The following is a 17545-nucleotide window of genomic DNA, read 5'->3' as shown; positions in this document are numbered from 1 at the left end:
ACGTCTTTTATATAAACTTTTTTAAAAAAAGATAAAAAAATATGGAAACACCCGCAACTTTTTCTGTTGGCGAACGTTTAAGATGTAGAGCCCAATGAGTTAACCAAAATGTACCGATTGAAGAAACTTGTCTATAAATTAGAAAAATGTTCTTTACGGTTCATGAGACTCATTGTATAATACCTAGGTAGGATTGTACGAATCTACTCTAGTTTGTAATGTGCTTATGTTTACCGGTTTCTGTGATACCCGTCACAGACATCATTTATATGATTTCTGCTCAACTCGGGAAAGGAGGTGTACGGCTAATGAGTAACACGAGCTATCATTTTAAAGAAAGTAATCAAGTTATGATTCAAGGAGGAGAAAAAAAGGTTATGAAGAAAATTTTATCCGTGGCACTGTCTACAGCAATGGCATTCTCCATGTTTGCTTCTGTTGCATTCGGTGACTCTGCAAACCTTACATCACAACAAAAGTTTGACGTCCTGAAAGAGGCTGGAATCGTTTCTGGTTACAAAGACGGTTCTGCAGGACTTGAGAAAGATATGACTCGCGCTGAGTTCGCGAAAGTAGTTGCAAACCTTATGGGTCTTGAGCCAGTTAAAGGTCAATATTCTTTCAAAGATAAAGGATATGAGAAGTACTGGGCTGCACCTTACATCGAAGCAGTTTACGCTGCAGGTCTGATGGAAGGTAAGAACCAAACGAAGAAAATCTTCGACTACAGAGGTAAAGTAACTGTTCAAGAGATGGCGGCTGTATTGGTTCGTGCACTGAAACTTGAAGTTCCAGAGAACACGAACAACAACGCATCCAACTGGGCTAAAGGATATGTTCAAGCAGCAATCGATGCTAACATCATCGAAGCTAGCGCGAACCCTAAAGCTAACGCTACAAGAGCACAACTGATGGACACTGCTTATGAAATTTACCTTTCTCAGCAAAAACCAAAAGTTCTCTCTTACGAAGTAAAAGACAGCGGTAAAGTTGTTGAGTTCAAACTTGCTGACAACGAACTGGTTAAAGTAGAACTTGAAACTCCACTGAAAGCAAATGTTGCTACTGAAGTGAAGTTCAAGCACAACAACTTCGATTACACTGAAAGTGTAACTTGGGTTGTAACTTCCGCAACTAAAGTTGAATCCGCAAGCGCCAGCAACCTGAAAGAGGTTGAGGTAGTATTCGACGGTAAAGTTGACAAAGCAACGGCTACTGACAAGAATAACTACGTTGTCGATTCCAACTCCAAAGGAATCAAATCGGTCTCCTTGCTAGAAGATGGTAAAACCGTACGTATCTTGCTGAATAATTCTAGCAAATTTACACAAGGTACTACTTATAAAGTACTTGTGAAAAACGTAAAAGGGGAGAATGGTAACGTATTGCCGCAAGGTGAAGTTTCCTTCACATCTTCCGACAACACTTTGCCTACAGTAACTGAAGTAAAAGGTCTGGGAACTAAAGTTATCAAGGTAACTTTCTCTGAGCCAGTTGTAGCTCCAAGCAGCAGCAACTTCCAGTTGGATGGTAAAGCATACATTGGTGCCGTCACTCAAGGTGCTAACCAAAGAGAAGTAATTTTGAGAGACTACACAGGTACAATCGCTGTTGGCGAACATAAATTGACTACTTCCCTGGTTGAAGACTATGCAGGTCTGAAATCTTTGGCTGACACCAAAGACTTTACTGTTGCTGTAGACAGCGAAGGTCCTAAGGTTACAGAAATTTCTGCTACTTTGGAAAAAGTAACTGTAACGTTTGACGAAGAAATTGATCCAGACACAGTTACAAATGACAGCTTCTACTGGAAGAATGGCGACAGCAAGAAAACAGGTAAAGTTACTCAAATCGCTGCAAATGTATATGAAATTGAGTTCTCTCCAGAAAACCGTTTGCCAGGATATGAGTCGACATTGTTTGTTGAAGTTAAGGACTACTCTGGTAATGCAAATGCTGTGAAAGAACACAAAATCACTGCATCTGTTGATTTGGTTCAACCTAAAGTTGTAGAAGTTTCCTATGGAGCTAATAGAGCTAACGAATTGACAGTGCGCTTTGACAAAACTGTTAAAATCGATAGATATGACAGAAAATACTTCACCATTAAAAAAGGTGATGACGTAATTCCTGTTAAAGAAATCGAAAATGTTGATGGTAAAACATTCAATCTTAAGTTCTACAATGATCTTGAATATGGAACTTACAGCATCAAAATCGCGGGCGTTCAAGACACAACAGCTCTTAAAAATACTCTAGTTGAGTATAACGGTACTTTCATTGCTAGTGATTCCAACGCTCCAGTTCTGAAGGGTGAAGTTGACGCTAACAATGCTACTCGCAAAGTAACAGTGAACTTCGATAGAGACATGGATCTTGCTACACTGAACAATCCGAACAACTACTACTTCACATTCACTAAGAAGGGTTCTAACGTTTCTGAACAACGTTCATTGCCATCTGATGTGAAAGTGAATGCTGTGAATGGTGGTAAATCAGTAACATTGCAGTTCCCTGAGTACATCGATGGAACACCAGTGACCTTTGATGAGAACGGCAGAGATGGATCTGTATCTAGCATTACAGTAACAGGTTTGAAATCTAGAACAGGTCAAAATGTAGCTATCAGAACTTATGAATTTGCAGCTAAAGACCTGAAGGTTAAAGATGTAGTACAAAAAGATGCTAAGACTTTCGAAGTTGAATTTGATCATGTAGTTGCATCTGCTTCAACAAGTGACTTTAGAGTGGGTGGTTATACGCCTTCTTCTGTATCTGTTGATGGAACTAAAGTAACATTGAAAACTAGCGATGAATTCTTATACGGAGCAGAAGTTGTAGTATTGGCTAAGCGCGCTCAAACGTATTCTGGTAATACTCTTGATAGCGATCATATCGTAACAACTAAAGATTCTGTTGCACCTAAGATTGATAAAGCAGCTGGTTCTACTTTGGATCAAGTTGATCAAACTGTAACAATTCCATTTACAGTTGAGCTTGCAACAGAATATAAGGGTAATGATAACCTTGCGAAAGAAGTTGCATACGATTTGATCATTAAGAAAATGGGTGTTAAAGGAACTCCAGAGTTGACTGCTAACGTTGACTATAAAACATCATTTATAAACAACGGAAAATCAATTCTTGTGGAATTCTTGAATACAGATTATCAAGATGAATATTCAATTCAAATCAAGAAGGGTGCTTCCTACATCCGCGCTAAAGCTAATAGCGATAAAGTTGCTGCAGAATCAGAAGTCTTTATGACTAGCAGAAACGACTGGAAAAATGCTGAATTTGTTGAAATTAGTTCTGCAAACTTTGTTACAACAACTGCAGGTGTAAAAGCATCGGCTACTAATGGTGACTTTACAATTACAGCTAAGAATGAAGGCGTGGACGAAAAAGAATTTAAAATCGTAGAACGCTCTCAAAATAACAATGTAGTTCTTGACGATGATACTATCTATGTTAAGGATACAACTACAGTGACATACCAAATGGTGATGGATACTCTTGAAGATGAAGGATTCGCGTATGATGTAGCTGCTGAAGATGCGAATGCTATCGTTAAAGAAGATACCTTCAAACTCGCTGGTGGTGTTGACCCTGTCGGTAATGTCGTTGTTAAATTTAACAAAGATGTTGTTGAAGTTGACAATGTAACTATCGGTGGGAAAGTATATGCATCAGATGTTGCTAAACTTACTGATAAGAATACATTGACAATCAATGTAAACAAAGATGCTGTAGTTAACAAAGAAGTTTTTGTGAAAGTTAAAGATGCTAAAGGTCAAGTTGACACTATTAAAGCAATAGTTAACTAATCATTTATTTTAGTAAAAAGCATCAGGCTTATTGCCTGATGCTCTTTTTTATTTCGGAATCCAATTTTTGGAATAAAAAGAATACTTGTCCCAACTCCTTTTTTTCTCTATAGTAAAAAGAGTAATCATTACCAAAGGAGGAAACACCAACATGAAAACATATTGGAAAGTGTCCCTGGCTGCAATGGCGATTGGAGCTGGTATATGGATTGGGTCGGTATATAACAGCACCGCCATGGGGGCAGGAACAGCCTCACCCGGCACCACCGATGATCCGGTTGTAACCAAAAGCTATGTAGATGAACAAATTCAAAAGGCACTTGGCGGTGGAACGGGAACGAAGCCGTCTGAACCGTCAACACCGACGAAACCATCTCAACCTTCACAAGGTGCGGATGAAGTTAAGGTTGTTAAACTGAATCCGGGCAAAGTTCTGATTGCTGATGCGGGTACAGAAGTGATTGTACGCTCCGGTAATGCTGTTATTTATACGCAAGATGCCGATGGTGTTGCGAACCTTACGGAAGGTAAGGATCTGTTGAATGGACAACCTGCTCCGAAGAACCATCTGCTGTCATTCCCGCGCGAAGGGCGGGGTGTTACGGTGAAAGAAGGACAGAAGAGCAGTCTTGTCCTGATGGTCCGCGGTGGTTATCAGATTAAGTAACCCCTGTTCTTAATTATTGCCAGATGTGACAACGTTTTATACGTGTATCGAAGGCAAAAACCACAAATAATACTCTTGTAATCCACATTGCAGGAGGTGCTTTGAAATGGCTAGTAACCGACGAAACCGACAGGTTGTACCGGAAAGCCGTCATATGCTGAATCAAATGAAGTATGAGATTGCCGCAGAATTTGGATTGAATGTAGGATATGGCAGCGGCTCAAGCGGAGCAGATACTGAATTTGCTTCTGAACTGGGAGCGATAAGCGGAAGCCCGTCATCTCGTCGTCCGGGCTGGGGACACTTGACGTCCCGTGAAAATGGCTCGGTAGGCGGAGAGATTACGAAGCGGCTGGTAAGACAAGCCGAGCAGAGCATGTTTGGTCAGCTGTAATATTTTTTCACAGAGAAGCTGTACTTATTACATGATTATTTCACCATTCGTAATGGAAGAGAAAAATCGGGGAAAACCTTGAAAAACAGCCTGATTGCTGGATTGACACCAGGTTTCAAATAAGTTAATATGCATGTTGAGGATTTGTACATCAAACCTTTTCCAATTGGAAAAGGTTCATTTTTTGTGTGGGACCTCTTTCATAATATAAGAAGGTGTAATATAGAACTTTATGCTTCGCTTATATTTTTTCATTGAAACGCTATCGCCCGAATCAGGACGTTCAAGTCGTTTCTGCTTGTAAACCATACTATCCATACGGGAGGTTGATCTCATGTCTGTAACAGGGCGACGTTTATTTACATCCGAGTCCGTAACGGAAGGACATCCGGATAAAATCTGCGACCAGATTTCCGACGCGGTACTTGACGCTTTTTTGGCCAACGATCCCAATGCGCGGGTTGCATGTGAAGTGTCCGTAGCGACGGGTCTGGTTTTGGTCATTGGTGAAATCAGCACCAAATCCGAATATGTGGACATTCCGTCCATCGTAAGAAATACGGTGAAAGAAATCGGATATACCCGTGCCAAATACGGTTTTGATTCCAACACCTGTGCCGTATTGACTTCGCTTAACGAGCAGTCAGCGGATATCGCGCAAGGGGTAAACGCTGCACTGGAGAGTCGTGACTCTTCCAATATGGATCAGGAAACCGAGAACATTGGCGCAGGCGACCAAGGCTTGATGTTCGGTTTTGCTACGAATGAAACACCTGAATTTATGCCTCTTCCGATCGCGCTTTCTCACCGTATTGCACGCCGTTTGTCGGAAGTGCGCAAGAACGGTACGCTGAACTATCTTCGTCCAGACGGTAAAACGCAGGTGACGATTGAATATGACGGCAACCAGCCGGTGCGTGTAGATACAATTGTTGTTTCGACACAGCACGCAGAAGAAGCGACATTGGAGCAAATTCAAAAAGACATTAAAGAACAAGTGATTCTTCCGGTCGTTTCGGAGGAACTTCTCGATGAAGATACGAAATATTTCATTAACCCGACAGGCCGTTTCGTCATCGGCGGGCCTCAAGGGGATGCTGGTCTGACCGGACGCAAGATCATCGTTGATACGTACGGTGGATATGCCCGTCATGGTGGCGGTGCTTTCTCCGGTAAGGACCCGACAAAAGTAGACCGTTCTGCGGCTTACGCAGCACGTTATGTTGCCAAGAACCTGGTTGCAGCCGGACTGGCTGACAAATGTGAAATTCAGCTTGCGTATGCAATCGGTGTGGCGAACCCTGTCTCGATTAGTGTAGACACATACGGTACGGGTAAAGTAAGCGAAGATACGCTGGTTGAGCTCGTGCGCAACAACTTCGACCTGCGTCCAGCAGGCATTATCCGTATGCTGGATCTTCGTCGTCCGATTTACAAGCAGACGGCAGCTTACGGGCACTTCGGACGTACCGATCTGGATCTGCCTTGGGAACGAGTGGATAAAGCAGAAGCTTTAAAAACTCAAGCAGGGATCTAAGCGGAAGAATAATCCGAATTCGTAGTGATGCTCTGAATATAAATGTTTGGTTCAACTTATTCAGCAATCTTGAAACGCTAATCATAACCCAAAGATAGAGTTTCATATTGTTCAGAGAATGTAAAAATGATTTATAGAAGCTGATATCTGATCTCAGATATCGGCTTTTTTTGTGAAGAAATAAAAAATGAGAATTGGGAGTAAGCGAGGGTGGCGGTTTCTATCCGGAAATGGATGGGTCAAACTATTAAATTTTGTCATAAGTTTTAGTAGAATGTTGGACTTTTTGCGTAACTTTTCCTGTAGTTTGAAGTCTATTAAATAGAGACTGAATACGTTCTGCACAATATTGCCAGGACTAATAGATGGGAGAGTTACAATTCATATGATACGCAAGGAAGTGCTCGATTCGTCACGAAAAGGTTATTTGGGGAAAAAATGGTTGGTTATCACGTTGGCAGGTGTGATTTGGGTTGGTCCGGTACTCGGTAACGGAATCCCGGTTTTGCAGGGACCGCTGTCTCCGTCAGTAGTTGAAGCCGCGTCAGCTTCGGTTAAAAAGCTAAGTGAAGAAATCATTACATCCGGTGCGGTTCTGATGAAATACCAGTTTAAATCAGGTTCTCAGAAATCACTGGCTAACGTCATTCGGGTCGATTTAAAAAATCCCAATGTGAAGCTCGATGTGATGACAGGCAAGGATGGTTATTTTACAACGAGACAAAGTACAGGGGGCATGGCTAAGGAAAATGGTGCAGTTGCCGCGATCAATGGGGATTTTTTCAATACAGGTGCACAGGGTGCTCCGATGGGAGGACAAGTCTCCGATGGAGAACTGATGTCCACACCATCCATGTTGAAAGGTATGTACGCGTTTGCGGTAACAAAAGACGGTACTCCGATCGTTGACGAATTCTCGTTTAGCGGCAGTGTTACGGCGGAGAACGGAGCGACATTCCCGTTGGCAGGTATCAACAAATCGGCCTATGTACCTGAAGGCACGTCTTCGAAATTCAGCCATGTGGATGCAGCTTACATATATACAAGCGCATGGAAGGACTTGGAGCGTCCAACCAAAAGCTCAACTACGCCAACTGAGGTGATGGTCAAGGACGGAGTCATTACGGAAATTTCAGAGAAGGCCAGCATTCAGTCGTCGATCCCGGAAGGCAGTTATATTTTGCGAACCCATGGAAAAGCGACGGATTTTGTCATGAACAATCTGCAAGTTGGAGATAGGATAACAGCGGATTACAGCCTTGTATCCAAGAGCAGCGGGAAACAGATCGACCCGGAATCTCTTGAGATGATGATTGGTGGGCATACGATTCTGGTCAATAACGGGAAGCCAACCTCTTTTTCAAGAAACGTTAACAGTATTGGAGGATATCGTGCCCGTACGGCGGTAGGTTATTCCAAGGATCTTCGGTATGCTTATCTGATCGCAACGGAGAAGCACAGCGGAAGCGCAGGCATGTCGCTCAGCCAGCTTCAGACGTTTATGAGTGAGATCGGTGTATGGAAAGGACTTAACCTGGATGGCGGGGGCTCTACAACGATGGTGAATCGTCCGCTGGCAGAAACGAATACAACGCTTACGTTTAACACAGAATACGGAACAGCGCAGCGTAGTGTTGTCAATGCACTTGGGGTTTTTTCCACTGCGCCTGAAGGTTCGCTGAAGGGCTTCAAGATTAGCGGAGACACATCGCTCTTAATTGGTGAGAAGGCTACCTTTAAGCTGAAGGGGTATGATACGTACTATAACCCGGTCGATATGAAGACGGTGAACCCGACCTGGAAGTCCAGCAACGGCAACATCAAAGTAAACGGACAGACGATCACAGCCGTTTCTCCGGGAACGTCCACGATCACCGCGGTTAGCGGAAATGCGAAAGCATCGACCAAGGTACAGGTGCTCGGAGCTAACGATCTGAAAGCGTTGAAGGTGGGAACGCCGACCGCTCCTTTAGCTGCCGGAACGACCTTTTCTGTACCTGTAACGGCTACGCTTAACAATGGAAAGAGTGTTGAGGTTCCAAGCAGCGCGCTGAAGTGGGAATTTATCGGCTTTAAAGGCAGTGTCAAGGATGGCCGCCTGACCGTTACATCGGTGAATCCGAACACGAAGGTCGGTTACGCGATTGCTCGTTATGATGGATTCAGTACGGTAGCTGTTCTTACCGCAGCTGGAGAGAGCATGTGGGAAAATTTTGAGAATGTAAATTATCCGATTAACTTTACGACGAATGTGTCCGGCGTAACCGGAAAGGCATCGATCGTGAAAGGAAGCGGCAGCCGTGCCAATTCCAATGTGCTGAAGCTGGATTATGATATGAGCGCTGGAGCTGGGCAGAAGATGTATGCGTATGCTCAGTTGAACAATTCCAAAGGCAAGACGATTCCGGCAGCGGCAACTTCTATGAAGCTTGACGTAAACGGGGATCAGAGTATGAACTGGCTCCGCGCAGAGCTGAAAGACAAGAATGGCAAAACGGTATATGTGGATCTGGCCAAAACGATCGATTGGAAAGGCTGGAAAACACTCCATGTTGACCTGAGCGGCTATAACATCGCTTTCCCAGCACAGCTTAAACGAGTATATGTCGTCAATGTAGAGGAAGGTCAGGATGAACGTGAGTTGACTGGATCGGTATCTTTTGACAATATCCGGTTAACGATGCCGTCTGTTTCCAGTGATGCAGGATTGCCGACAGGGACTGCGGTGATGAAAATCGGGCAGAAATCGATGACGATGAACGGTAAGAAAAAAGCGATTGATTCCGCTCCGATTCTGAAAAACGGTACAACCTATGTTCCGATCAAGCATATTTTGGATGCCTTTGGCGGTCAGGCCAAATGGAATCCTTCGGCTCAGCGAGTTACGGTGATCCGTGGTGGAAAACTGATAGATCTTACCGTTGGCAAGAAGGATATCGTGCTGAACGGCAAGCGAATTCCTACCTCGGTCGCACCTATAATTTCCAAAGGAAGGACTTTAGTCCCTCTTCGTGTCGTATCAGAGCAATTGGGCCTTGGTGTAAAATGGGACAAGAAAACGAAGACCGTTACGATTAAATCATGATATGGTATGATGTGTATATGAAACGTTAGAATGGAGTAGAGTGCGTGGATTATCAAGCTGATGCCATCGACCGTGTCATAAAGAACGCCATCCGAGTGATGGATGAAAGCAAATACCAGATGTTTGAAATATTGGAGTCATCGCGCGATGAGCTTGCTTCTCTTAACCAGGAACTGCAGAAGGTTCTGAAAGAAACGACGGAAACCTTGGAAAAGGTGGACCAGTTGGAACTGAATTACCGCCGTTCCCGTATCCGGCTGACAGAAGTCAGCCGGGATTTTGTCCGGTATAAGGAGGAGGACATCAAGCAAGCATATGAGAAAGCAACCCAGCTTCAGCTTGACCTTATGATTTACCGTGAGAAGGAAATATATTTAAAGGCCAGACGCGATGAGCTCCAAAAGCGGGTTCGCAGTGTGGAAAGTTCTGTGGAACGGGCGGAATCCATCGGATCACAAATGGGTGTAGTGCTGGAATACTTGTCCGGTGAACTTGGGCAGGTATCACGGATTATCGAAACCGCCAAGAATCGTCAGGTTATTGGGCTAAAGATTATTTTAGCGCAAGAGGAAGAGCGCAAGCGTATTGCACGTGAAATCCATGATGGACCAGCGCAGCTGCTGGCCAATCTGGTCCTTAGGACGGAAATTGTAGAAAGAATGCTTGCCAAGCAGGAATTTAAGATGGTACAGGACGAAATAGTAGATCTGAAAGGGCAGGTTCGTTCCAGCCTTGAGGAAATGCGAAAAGTTATCTTTAATTTGCGTCCAATGGCACTCGATGATCTGGGGCTTATACCCACACTCCGAAAATACGTGCATGATTTTGAGGAGAAAACCAAAATCCGCATGTTGTTTGAAACACGTGGCAAGGAGCATCGTCTCTCTTCTGCGATGGAGGCGGCCATCTACCGGTTGGTGCAAGAAGCACTAACAAATGCGGCCAAACATGCTTACCCGACCTATGTGCTGGTAGAACTCACATACCAGGCACAAATGATTAAAATCGTCGTTCAAGACAACGGCCTTGGATTCAAGGTGGAATCGTTGGAACAGAAGAGCAAAAGCCACTTTGGGTTAATCGGCATGCGGGAGAGGGTCGAACTGCTCGAAGGGAGAATGGAAATTGAATCTGCCGAGAATCAAGGAACCAAGATTATAATCCATATCCCGACGAACGTAGAAAAGAGAAAGGAGTAACAGGATGGAAAACTTCGAGAATGAAACCCCGGTTATAAAGGTTCTCTTGGCGGATGATCATCAGCTGTTCCGCGAAGGGCTAAAACGCATTTTAAACATGGAGGATGACATTGATGTCATCGGTGAATGTGGTGACGGCATTCAGGTGCTGGAATTCTGTAACCTAGAGAAACCGGATATCGTTCTAATGGACATCAATATGCCTACGGAAAACGGTGTGCAGGCTACCGAAAAGCTGCGCGAGTTGTTTCCGGACATCAAGGTTATTATTCTTTCCATTCATGATGATGAAAGCTATGTGTTTGAGACGCTCCGTAAGGGCGCAAATGGATATCTGCTTAAAGATATGGAAGCTGAATCACTGATCAATGCAATCCGCTCTGTGTTTGAGGGCTATGCCTTCATTCATCCGAAAGTTACGGGCAAACTCATTCAGCAGCTTCGCCGTATGACTTACGTCAATGAAGCCGGAGCGATGGCCGAAGGCGGTACACGTGAAGCTGGCGTTAAGTTCGTTGCTGGTGAGAACAACCCGTTAACACGTCGCGAGGCTGAAGTGCTTCGTCTGATGGCAGAGGGTAAGAGCAATAAGATGATTGGGGAATACCTGTTCATCAGCGAAAAAACGGTTAAAAACCATGTCAGCAGCATTTTGCAAAAAATGGAGGTCGATGACCGTACGCAAGCGGTAATTAACTCCATTAAGTATGGCTGGGTGACATTGTAAGCTGCCGTTTCGAGGCACGATAAAGCAGCTTTAGCATGGGAGAGGAATCGCCAGGAATAGGGCGGTTCCTTTTGCGCTGGGCGTAAAGTATTTATGCCATGATTTATTTATGTCATAAAATATCTTACAAACAGAGGCTGACCGCAAGGTCACCGATCTTTGCCAAAAGGCAAGCGTATGATTTTATATGCGAATGCTTGAAGGCGCTCGCGTTATTCGCCTATGAACATAACACGTCAGCAGCTGTTTTACTGAAATCGAAGAAAGTATAAGTTTGGCACGATCTTTTATTTTATATTTACTTCGGGAAATGTAATCTATCCCGGTCAAAGGCGCAGTAAAGACGCCGTTTACGCTTGGTAAAATCAATGAATGCCGTGACCTCGGGCATACGTGTGGGCTTTAGCGTCCTCCAGTCACCGCTCCCTCCTGTTTGGCATATACTGTCGACAAGAGAAGGAGGTGAGTCTCATGGTTGCCCATTTGCTGTGGATCTTGGTCATATACGGGCTTGCAGCGGGGTTTATACACTTTCTGCACGCTCTTCGTCATCGGAAGGGTTCACGAGCTCGGCGTTCGCTGATGCATTATATCCTCATTACATCCAACCATGAGCGGCAGGTGGAATGGTATTTGAGAGCCCTTTCACTGTACGCCCTGTTTAGCGGGACGAGAATACGCGTTACGGTGCTTGATGATCGGTCTGAAGATGATACGATGAACATCGTACAGCGATTAAAGAATTTGTCTGGCATAGAACTGTATGCTGGCGATTGGAATACACTTGAGTGCATGAATAAGAAAATGCATTCCAAAGTGCTCAGCATAGATGAACGCATCATTCGCCTGGATCTGCGAATATCAAGTGAGGCTGCCCGAATCCCATATGTGCAGGGTTAGCCATCAGGCAAGCGGCTGCGGTTATGCCGCATATATCAATGATGTAATCAGGCTGTATACGTTTTGGCGTGAAGCACACTCCAACCTTAATGAGGAAGAGGAGGGTGCTTTTTTGTGTTTTCAGGGAAGTGATCGCAGGTAACTTATACATGCATGAATGGCGTTAACGTTATCCCCGTCCCAGCCTGATCGACGCACTAAAGCGCGACGTATACTCTTTAGATGCAAAAGAGTATTTAAACTAGCGTTATGTACTTTTTGGGAAGTGTAAGTGCATAAGTACAAATGAGTTAGCGGGTTTTTCTTATTTGGTCAGTTTACCTGCAAAAAGCGCATTTTAAGCAGCTATATATTCTCGTATGGGCAGGTTAAGTGTAAAAGTACATTTGAACTAGCGATATTTGCTCTTTTGGGAAGATTAAGTACATTTGAACAAGGCGTATTTTCTCTTGTAGGCAGATTTAGATGCAAAAGGGCATTTAAAGGAGCTGTATTTTCTTATTTGAGCGGTTTAAGTGCAAAAGTACATTTAAATCAGCCATATTTTCTCTTTTGGGAAGTTTAAATGCAAAAATACATTTGATTCCGCCGGATATAGCCTTTTTGGCGAAAAGTTTGTGTTTTAACTGCACTTTCTCCACGGCCCCATAATTAAATTGGAGTCCACCCCAACAATATATTATTGTATTTCTAGGGGGGATGAACAGGATGAGACGGTCAAGCAAGTTGTACGAGGAAGTGCGTCTCGAGGTGGTGCGCGAAGCCATGTCCGGGATCAAAGTGGGGGTACTCGCCCGAAAGTACAACCTCCACCCGGAAACAATTCGTACCTGGATTCGAACGTATCGGGATCAAGTAGATATTCACGAACTGCCACCGGCGGATCATCAGTTGCAAGAACTGAAGCGGCTTCAGGTCGTGGAAGAGAAGTACGAAAAAGCGATGAAGATGCTTGGCGAAAAGGAACTTGAAATTGAAATTCTGCGTGAATTGCTAAAAAAGAAGAACCCTGCTTATCCGAAAAATTCGAAATAGCCGACCACTTTATTAAGCAGGGAAATGCAGCAGTCCTTGTGCTGGGCATCTTAGGCCTGGCAGAATCCACTTACTATGAACGCCTCAAACGCTCGAAGCAGCCCGCAGAGACTGCTGGTACCATCAGAAGAGGACGTCCTTGTCCCGGGTACTCCCTTACGCTGCAAGGTCACAAGGTAAGTGACGAGCAGATCAAGGAGTGGCTGCTGGAGCTTGTGGAAGGCGAAGAGCACATCTACGGCTACAAGTTGCTGGCTCAGTGTTTGCGCAATGAGCATGACTTGATACTCGGTAAGTCAAAAGCATATCGTCTCTGCAAGGAGTTAGGCATCCTTCAGCAGCAGCGAAAGCCAACGTCCAAGCACCCGAGGAGACTGGCTCGAAACCGACTCGTCACCGGTCCGAATCAGCTGTGGCAAGCGGACATTAAGTATGGATATGTTGCCGGCCGCGACCGCTTCTTCTTCGTTTTCAGCGTGATCGATGTGTTCGACCGCGTCATTGTCGCCTACTACAGAGGCGCCGTTTGCGAGGCCAAGCATGTGTGTCAGGCTTTAGGACGGGCGATAGAGAGTCGATGGCGACCGGGGAAGGAGATGCCCGCGATCCGCACCGACAACGGTCCTCAGTTTGTGAGTGTGCTGTTCGGCGATACTTGTGAAAGCTGGGGAATGCTCCATGAGCGTATCCCGCCGAAGACACCAAACATGAATGCCTACATCGAGTCGTTCCATAGTTTGATGGAGCGCGACCTATTGACCAAGGAAACATTTGAGACCATGGATGATGCGTATGCCGCCGTTGATCGTTACATGGATTTTTACAACAACCGTAGAATGCATGGCAGTTTGAAACGCAAGGCGCCCATTGTATTCAGCAGTTGGGTGATGCAACAGAAGGAAGAAGATCGGGCCAAGTTCCATCGAACGTTGTAAGAATTTGAAAAAATGAGTGTTCATACGACAAACATTATTTTTACGGTGTAGACTCCGGAATTAGGGGGCCTAGCCGCTTTTGCAGGTAATCGCTCTCAAAATCGAAAAACTCACTTTTTTAATGTACTTTTGCAGTTAAGGGTGATAGGCGACTTTCTCTTGAATATACGATACTCCTTATTTGTGGCTGAAAACTAATCGTTGTAGATAAAACTAATAAAAAACGGATATAAGTACGGGCGATATAAGGTTAGCGTTGGCGTTTTTCCGTGCATTATCCTCCAATTTCCACTTCAGTATAGGGATTTCAGGAATATGGAGGCGGGCAAGAGTCCAAGGCAAATCGACACTTAACCATCATAGAATTTATAAGTTTCCGGAATCTGAGGAGATGTTCAAATTCTATTTGGCGATAAAAATAACCTTTAACCGCGGTCGCTTATCCTCGAAAGATTTCGATAGAAGTTTTCTAACATTTTCAGAAGAAGTAATCGCAGACTACACACACATAGTTGAAGCAAAAGGCTGAAAGGAGGGGTACGGGTGCAGGCAGCTTTGTATGCAGTGAGAAGTAAAGGGGCTTGGCAAGTGATGGTATCGCTGGATGTGCGGGTCGATGTGCAGTGGTGGCTGAATGGCTGGGAAGCAGATCCAAAGTCAGATACGAACGGAAGGTTTGATAAAGAGTTTTCATATGGTGGAACTGCTTTGAAGCACGATCCAATTATGGATGATGGAAAAACTGTGGAGCTTGTTCAGATTTCTTACGATAGGGAACAGCATGAGAAGTGGGGGAATATGAGCAGAAACCGGATGGCATCTGGTTTGGAAAAGAGGAGTAAGGGGAGCTTTATCTGTTTAGAGAACAGGCCATTGACGGAGCGGTTTGTTCTTTTGGCCCAGAGTTTGCCGCTTGGGTGGGCCGTTAGCGTCCGTGAGGGATTTCGGGAAGAACGGGGGATGGATCGCTGGGGCTTGAAAGAGTGGAGAGGATATGTGAAGCAGGCTGTAGCTGAATACATAGAAGCAGAGCCAGAAGGCCGGGGGAAGAAGTTATTAGGCAGGCCGGAGGAAATGGCGATATGGACGCCCCAGCAAGGGGAAGGGATATCGACCGGATTTGAGGATGCCGCTCTCCGGGACAGGCTTACTGCCTTGGCGGTGGAGCTGGGGGAGCGCATGGAGNGCGCCGCGCTGCGGTTTTTGGCGGAGCCGCCGAAGGCGCGCTCCGCGGCCTCCCGCTTCCTGATCTGGGCGGTGACGGGCGCCGGGAAGACCGAGATGATCTTCCCGCTGCTTCAAGCCGTACTGGATGCCGGCGGGCGGGTGCTGGTGGCGGCGCCTCGAAGAGACGTGGTGCTGGAGCTGGCACCACGGCTGGCCGCCGCCTTTCCCGGCGAGCACATCGTTACGCTTTACGGAGGCAGCCCGGATCGCTGGAAGCGGGGAAGCATCACCATTGCGACGACACATCAGCTGCTGCGTTTTAGGCACGCTTTTGACCTGGTCGTCATAGATGAGATCGATGCATTTCCGTATCATAACGATCCGATGCTGGATTTTGCCGCGAAGGAAGCCTGCAAGCCGGAAGGCAAATATATTTACCTGTCTGCGACTCCGCCTCGGAAACTGCAGCGTGAAGCTGCAGCCGGGAAACTGCCTCATGCGAAGGTCCCCGCCCGTTTTCACGGGTATCCACTGCCTGTGCCAAAGGCGGTCAAAATCCCTTCTGTTCAGCGCTGTCTTACGCAGAGGAGCCTTCCATCCAGCTTGATACGTGAGCTTAGAGTTTCGCTGAAGCGGGGGGCTCAAGTCTTTTTATTCGTCTCTCGTATTCGTCATATTGATCCGATGCTGCAGCTGCTGCGCCGTTATTTTTCAGAGATTGTCATAGAGGGAACATCTTCAGTAGACCCTGATCGAGCAAACAAGGTGATGTCGTTTCGAAACCGTCATATTCGGCTGCTTGTTACGACAACGATATTGGAGCGCGGGGTTACTGTACCGAAAAGCGATGTGTTTATCGTCGATGCCGACAGTGATCTTTTTGATGAAGCGGCTCTCATTCAAATGGCTGGCAGGGCCGGTCGCTCCAAGGATGATCCTGCCGGGAGAGTTGTGTTTGGCTCTCCGCAGTGGACAAGGTCCCAGCGCTTGGCTATAAGCCAGATTAAGCGAATGAACCGGATCGCAAGGAAGGGAAACTATTTAAAAGTTTGAATATTGCGAAAATCCGTCATCCCCGGTCACTTTAGGAGGTGAATGAATCATGTTCATAGATATGATGGACCGAATGCTGAAGCCGTTACACCGCATGTTAACGGTATCCGGTCAACAATGCCTTACCTGCGGCCAGACCGCTTCTCTGTCACGGGGGTATCTCGGAATATGCAAAACGTGTTATTTATCGATCCCGTGGATTACGAATCCAAAATGTGTGTACTGCGGAAGACTGATCGGCTGCCCGGATTGTACCCGTGAGGACGCGGGGCCTTGGCATTTTGTATGTAATCGAAGCGCAGCGGCCTATAACACGGTGATGAGGGAATGGTTGGCCCAATACAAATATCGCGGGAACGAGTCCTATGCCCCTCTGTTGATCCGTATGATGGAGCGGGCATACCGTCAACTTCAGCGGGAGGTGCATAGAAGACAGCGGTTTTTGTCACATGAGTCTGGTCATCCATCCGGTGTGAACTGGCAGATTCATCTCGTCACTTCCGTTCCGGTCAGCACGGCGAGACTTCAAGAACGGGGGTTTAATCAGGCGGAGGTATTGGGGCGTGGTCTGGCGGCTGCCTGTAAACTTCCCTATGCCGATCTACTTAAGCGTGAACGCCACACCGACAAGCAGAGTTTCAAAAGCCGGATAGCCCGGCTTAAGGATATGGAGGGGGTTTTTCACTGTTTACCGGAGGCAGGCGAAAGGCTGCTTGCCCAGGCGAGACGTACATGTTCGGGATCTACGCGTCGTGCACTCCCGGTATCCTTAGATTCAATCGACAGGGCATATCCGTTCAGAATCCTGTTAGTCGATGATGTTTATACGACGGGCAGCACGGTCAATGCCTGTTCTAAAGAGCTGAAATTGGCAGGCGAATCTTGTGGAATCTTGGTAGAAGTCTACAGTTTGACCTGGGCACGATCTTGATAGAAATAGGAAGAATTACGTATATTTTTCTAGTTCATATAGACGGAAGGCCTATTATAAGTTAATCTATGGGTATCAAAGGTTCTAT

General features: G+C 45.7%; 11 protein-coding genes and 1 pseudogene. All 12 read left to right on the top strand.

The annotated features are described in order from the left end of the window. Nucleotides 1-308: 308 nt before the first annotated feature. The 12 genes and pseudogenes from C8268_RS08505 to C8268_RS08450 all read left to right on the top strand — a co-directional run bounded on the left by C8268_RS08505 (nt 309) and on the right by C8268_RS08450 (nt 17457). Nucleotides 309-3827: an Ig-like domain-containing protein gene (locus C8268_RS08505; RefSeq protein ID WP_106767263.1), complete on the top strand. Its 3519-nt coding sequence runs from the start codon at nt 309-311 to the stop codon at nt 3825-3827. A gap of 151 nt (nt 3828-3978) precedes the next feature. Continuing rightward, complete coding sequence (locus C8268_RS08500; protein WP_106767262.1) at nt 3979-4494, top strand: hypothetical protein; 516 nt, start codon at nt 3979-3981, stop codon at nt 4492-4494. Nucleotides 4495-4600: 106 nt separating this feature from the next. Next, on the top strand, nt 4601-4888 hold the full coding sequence (locus C8268_RS08495) for an alpha/beta-type small acid-soluble spore protein (RefSeq protein ID WP_106767261.1): 288 nt from the start codon (nt 4601-4603) through the stop codon (nt 4886-4888). 334 nt (nt 4889-5222) lie between these two features. Next, entirely contained in the window at nt 5223-6425 is a 1203-nt protein-coding gene (gene metK, locus C8268_RS08490) for a methionine adenosyltransferase (RefSeq protein ID WP_106767260.1), read from the top strand. Nucleotides 6426-6810: 385 nt separating this feature from the next. After that, nucleotides 6811-9510, top strand: a complete 2700-nt coding sequence (locus tag C8268_RS08485) for a stalk domain-containing protein (protein ID WP_106767259.1) — start codon at nt 6811-6813, stop codon at nt 9508-9510. A gap of 44 nt (nt 9511-9554) precedes the next feature. Next, the gene (locus C8268_RS08480; RefSeq protein ID WP_106767258.1) at nt 9555-10709 is read left to right on the top strand and encodes a sensor histidine kinase; all 1155 of its coding nucleotides are present in this window, start codon (nt 9555-9557) and stop codon (nt 10707-10709) included. A gap of 4 nt (nt 10710-10713) precedes the next feature. Continuing rightward, a complete protein-coding gene (locus tag C8268_RS08475; RefSeq protein WP_106767257.1) occupies nt 10714-11436 on the top strand; it encodes a response regulator in 723 nt (240 codons plus the stop codon). Between the two features lie 471 nt (nt 11437-11907). After that, on the top strand, nt 11908-12336 hold the full coding sequence (locus C8268_RS08470) for a hypothetical protein (RefSeq protein WP_106767256.1): 429 nt from the start codon (nt 11908-11910) through the stop codon (nt 12334-12336). Nucleotides 12337-13044: 708 nt separating this feature from the next. Continuing rightward, nucleotides 13045-13371, top strand: coding sequence for a helix-turn-helix domain-containing protein (locus C8268_RS08465; protein WP_158702676.1), 327 nt, complete (start codon nt 13045-13047; stop codon nt 13369-13371). Nucleotides 13372-13409: 38 nt separating this feature from the next. Then, the gene (locus C8268_RS08460) at nt 13410-14306 is read left to right on the top strand and encodes an IS3 family transposase (RefSeq protein ID WP_158702677.1); all 897 of its coding nucleotides are present in this window, start codon (nt 13410-13412) and stop codon (nt 14304-14306) included. Between the two features lie 1212 nt (nt 14307-15518). Continuing rightward, a pseudogene (locus C8268_RS23605) lies at nt 15519-16526 on the top strand (helicase-related protein); the annotation flags it as partial. Between the two features lie 49 nt (nt 16527-16575). Then, nucleotides 16576-17457: a ComF family protein gene (locus C8268_RS08450; protein ID WP_106767255.1), complete on the top strand. Its 882-nt coding sequence runs from the start codon at nt 16576-16578 to the stop codon at nt 17455-17457. Nucleotides 17458-17545 lie beyond the last annotated feature (88 nt).

The sequence above is a fragment of the Paenibacillus faecalis genome, from assembly GCF_900289175.1.
GTDB lineage: Bacteria > Bacillota > Bacilli > Paenibacillales > Paenibacillaceae > Paenibacillus_AQ > Paenibacillus_AQ faecalis.
The sequence above is the reverse complement of the archived record's forward strand: the minus strand, read 5'-3'. Positions and strand labels throughout refer to the sequence as shown.

What these genes read in the sequence shown, in the direction of transcription:
- C8268_RS08505 (WP_106767263.1), top strand. Translation starts at nt 309, where the DNA reads ATGAGTAACACGAGCTATCATTTTAAAGAAAGTAATCAAGTTATGATT.
- C8268_RS08500 (WP_106767262.1), top strand. Translation starts at nt 3,979, where the DNA reads ATGAAAACATATTGGAAAGTGTCCCTGGCTGCAATGGCGATTGGAGCT.
- C8268_RS08495 (WP_106767261.1), top strand. Translation starts at nt 4,601, where the DNA reads ATGGCTAGTAACCGACGAAACCGACAGGTTGTACCGGAAAGCCGTCAT.
- metK (WP_106767260.1), top strand. Translation starts at nt 5,223, where the DNA reads ATGTCTGTAACAGGGCGACGTTTATTTACATCCGAGTCCGTAACGGAA.
- C8268_RS08485 (WP_106767259.1), top strand. Translation starts at nt 6,811, where the DNA reads ATGATACGCAAGGAAGTGCTCGATTCGTCACGAAAAGGTTATTTGGGG.
- C8268_RS08475 (WP_106767257.1), top strand. Translation starts at nt 10,714, where the DNA reads ATGGAAAACTTCGAGAATGAAACCCCGGTTATAAAGGTTCTCTTGGCG.
- C8268_RS08470 (WP_106767256.1), top strand. Translation starts at nt 11,908, where the DNA reads ATGGTTGCCCATTTGCTGTGGATCTTGGTCATATACGGGCTTGCAGCG.
- C8268_RS08465 (WP_158702676.1), top strand. Translation starts at nt 13,045, where the DNA reads ATGAGACGGTCAAGCAAGTTGTACGAGGAAGTGCGTCTCGAGGTGGTG.
- C8268_RS08450 (WP_106767255.1), top strand. Translation starts at nt 16,576, where the DNA reads ATGTTCATAGATATGATGGACCGAATGCTGAAGCCGTTACACCGCATG.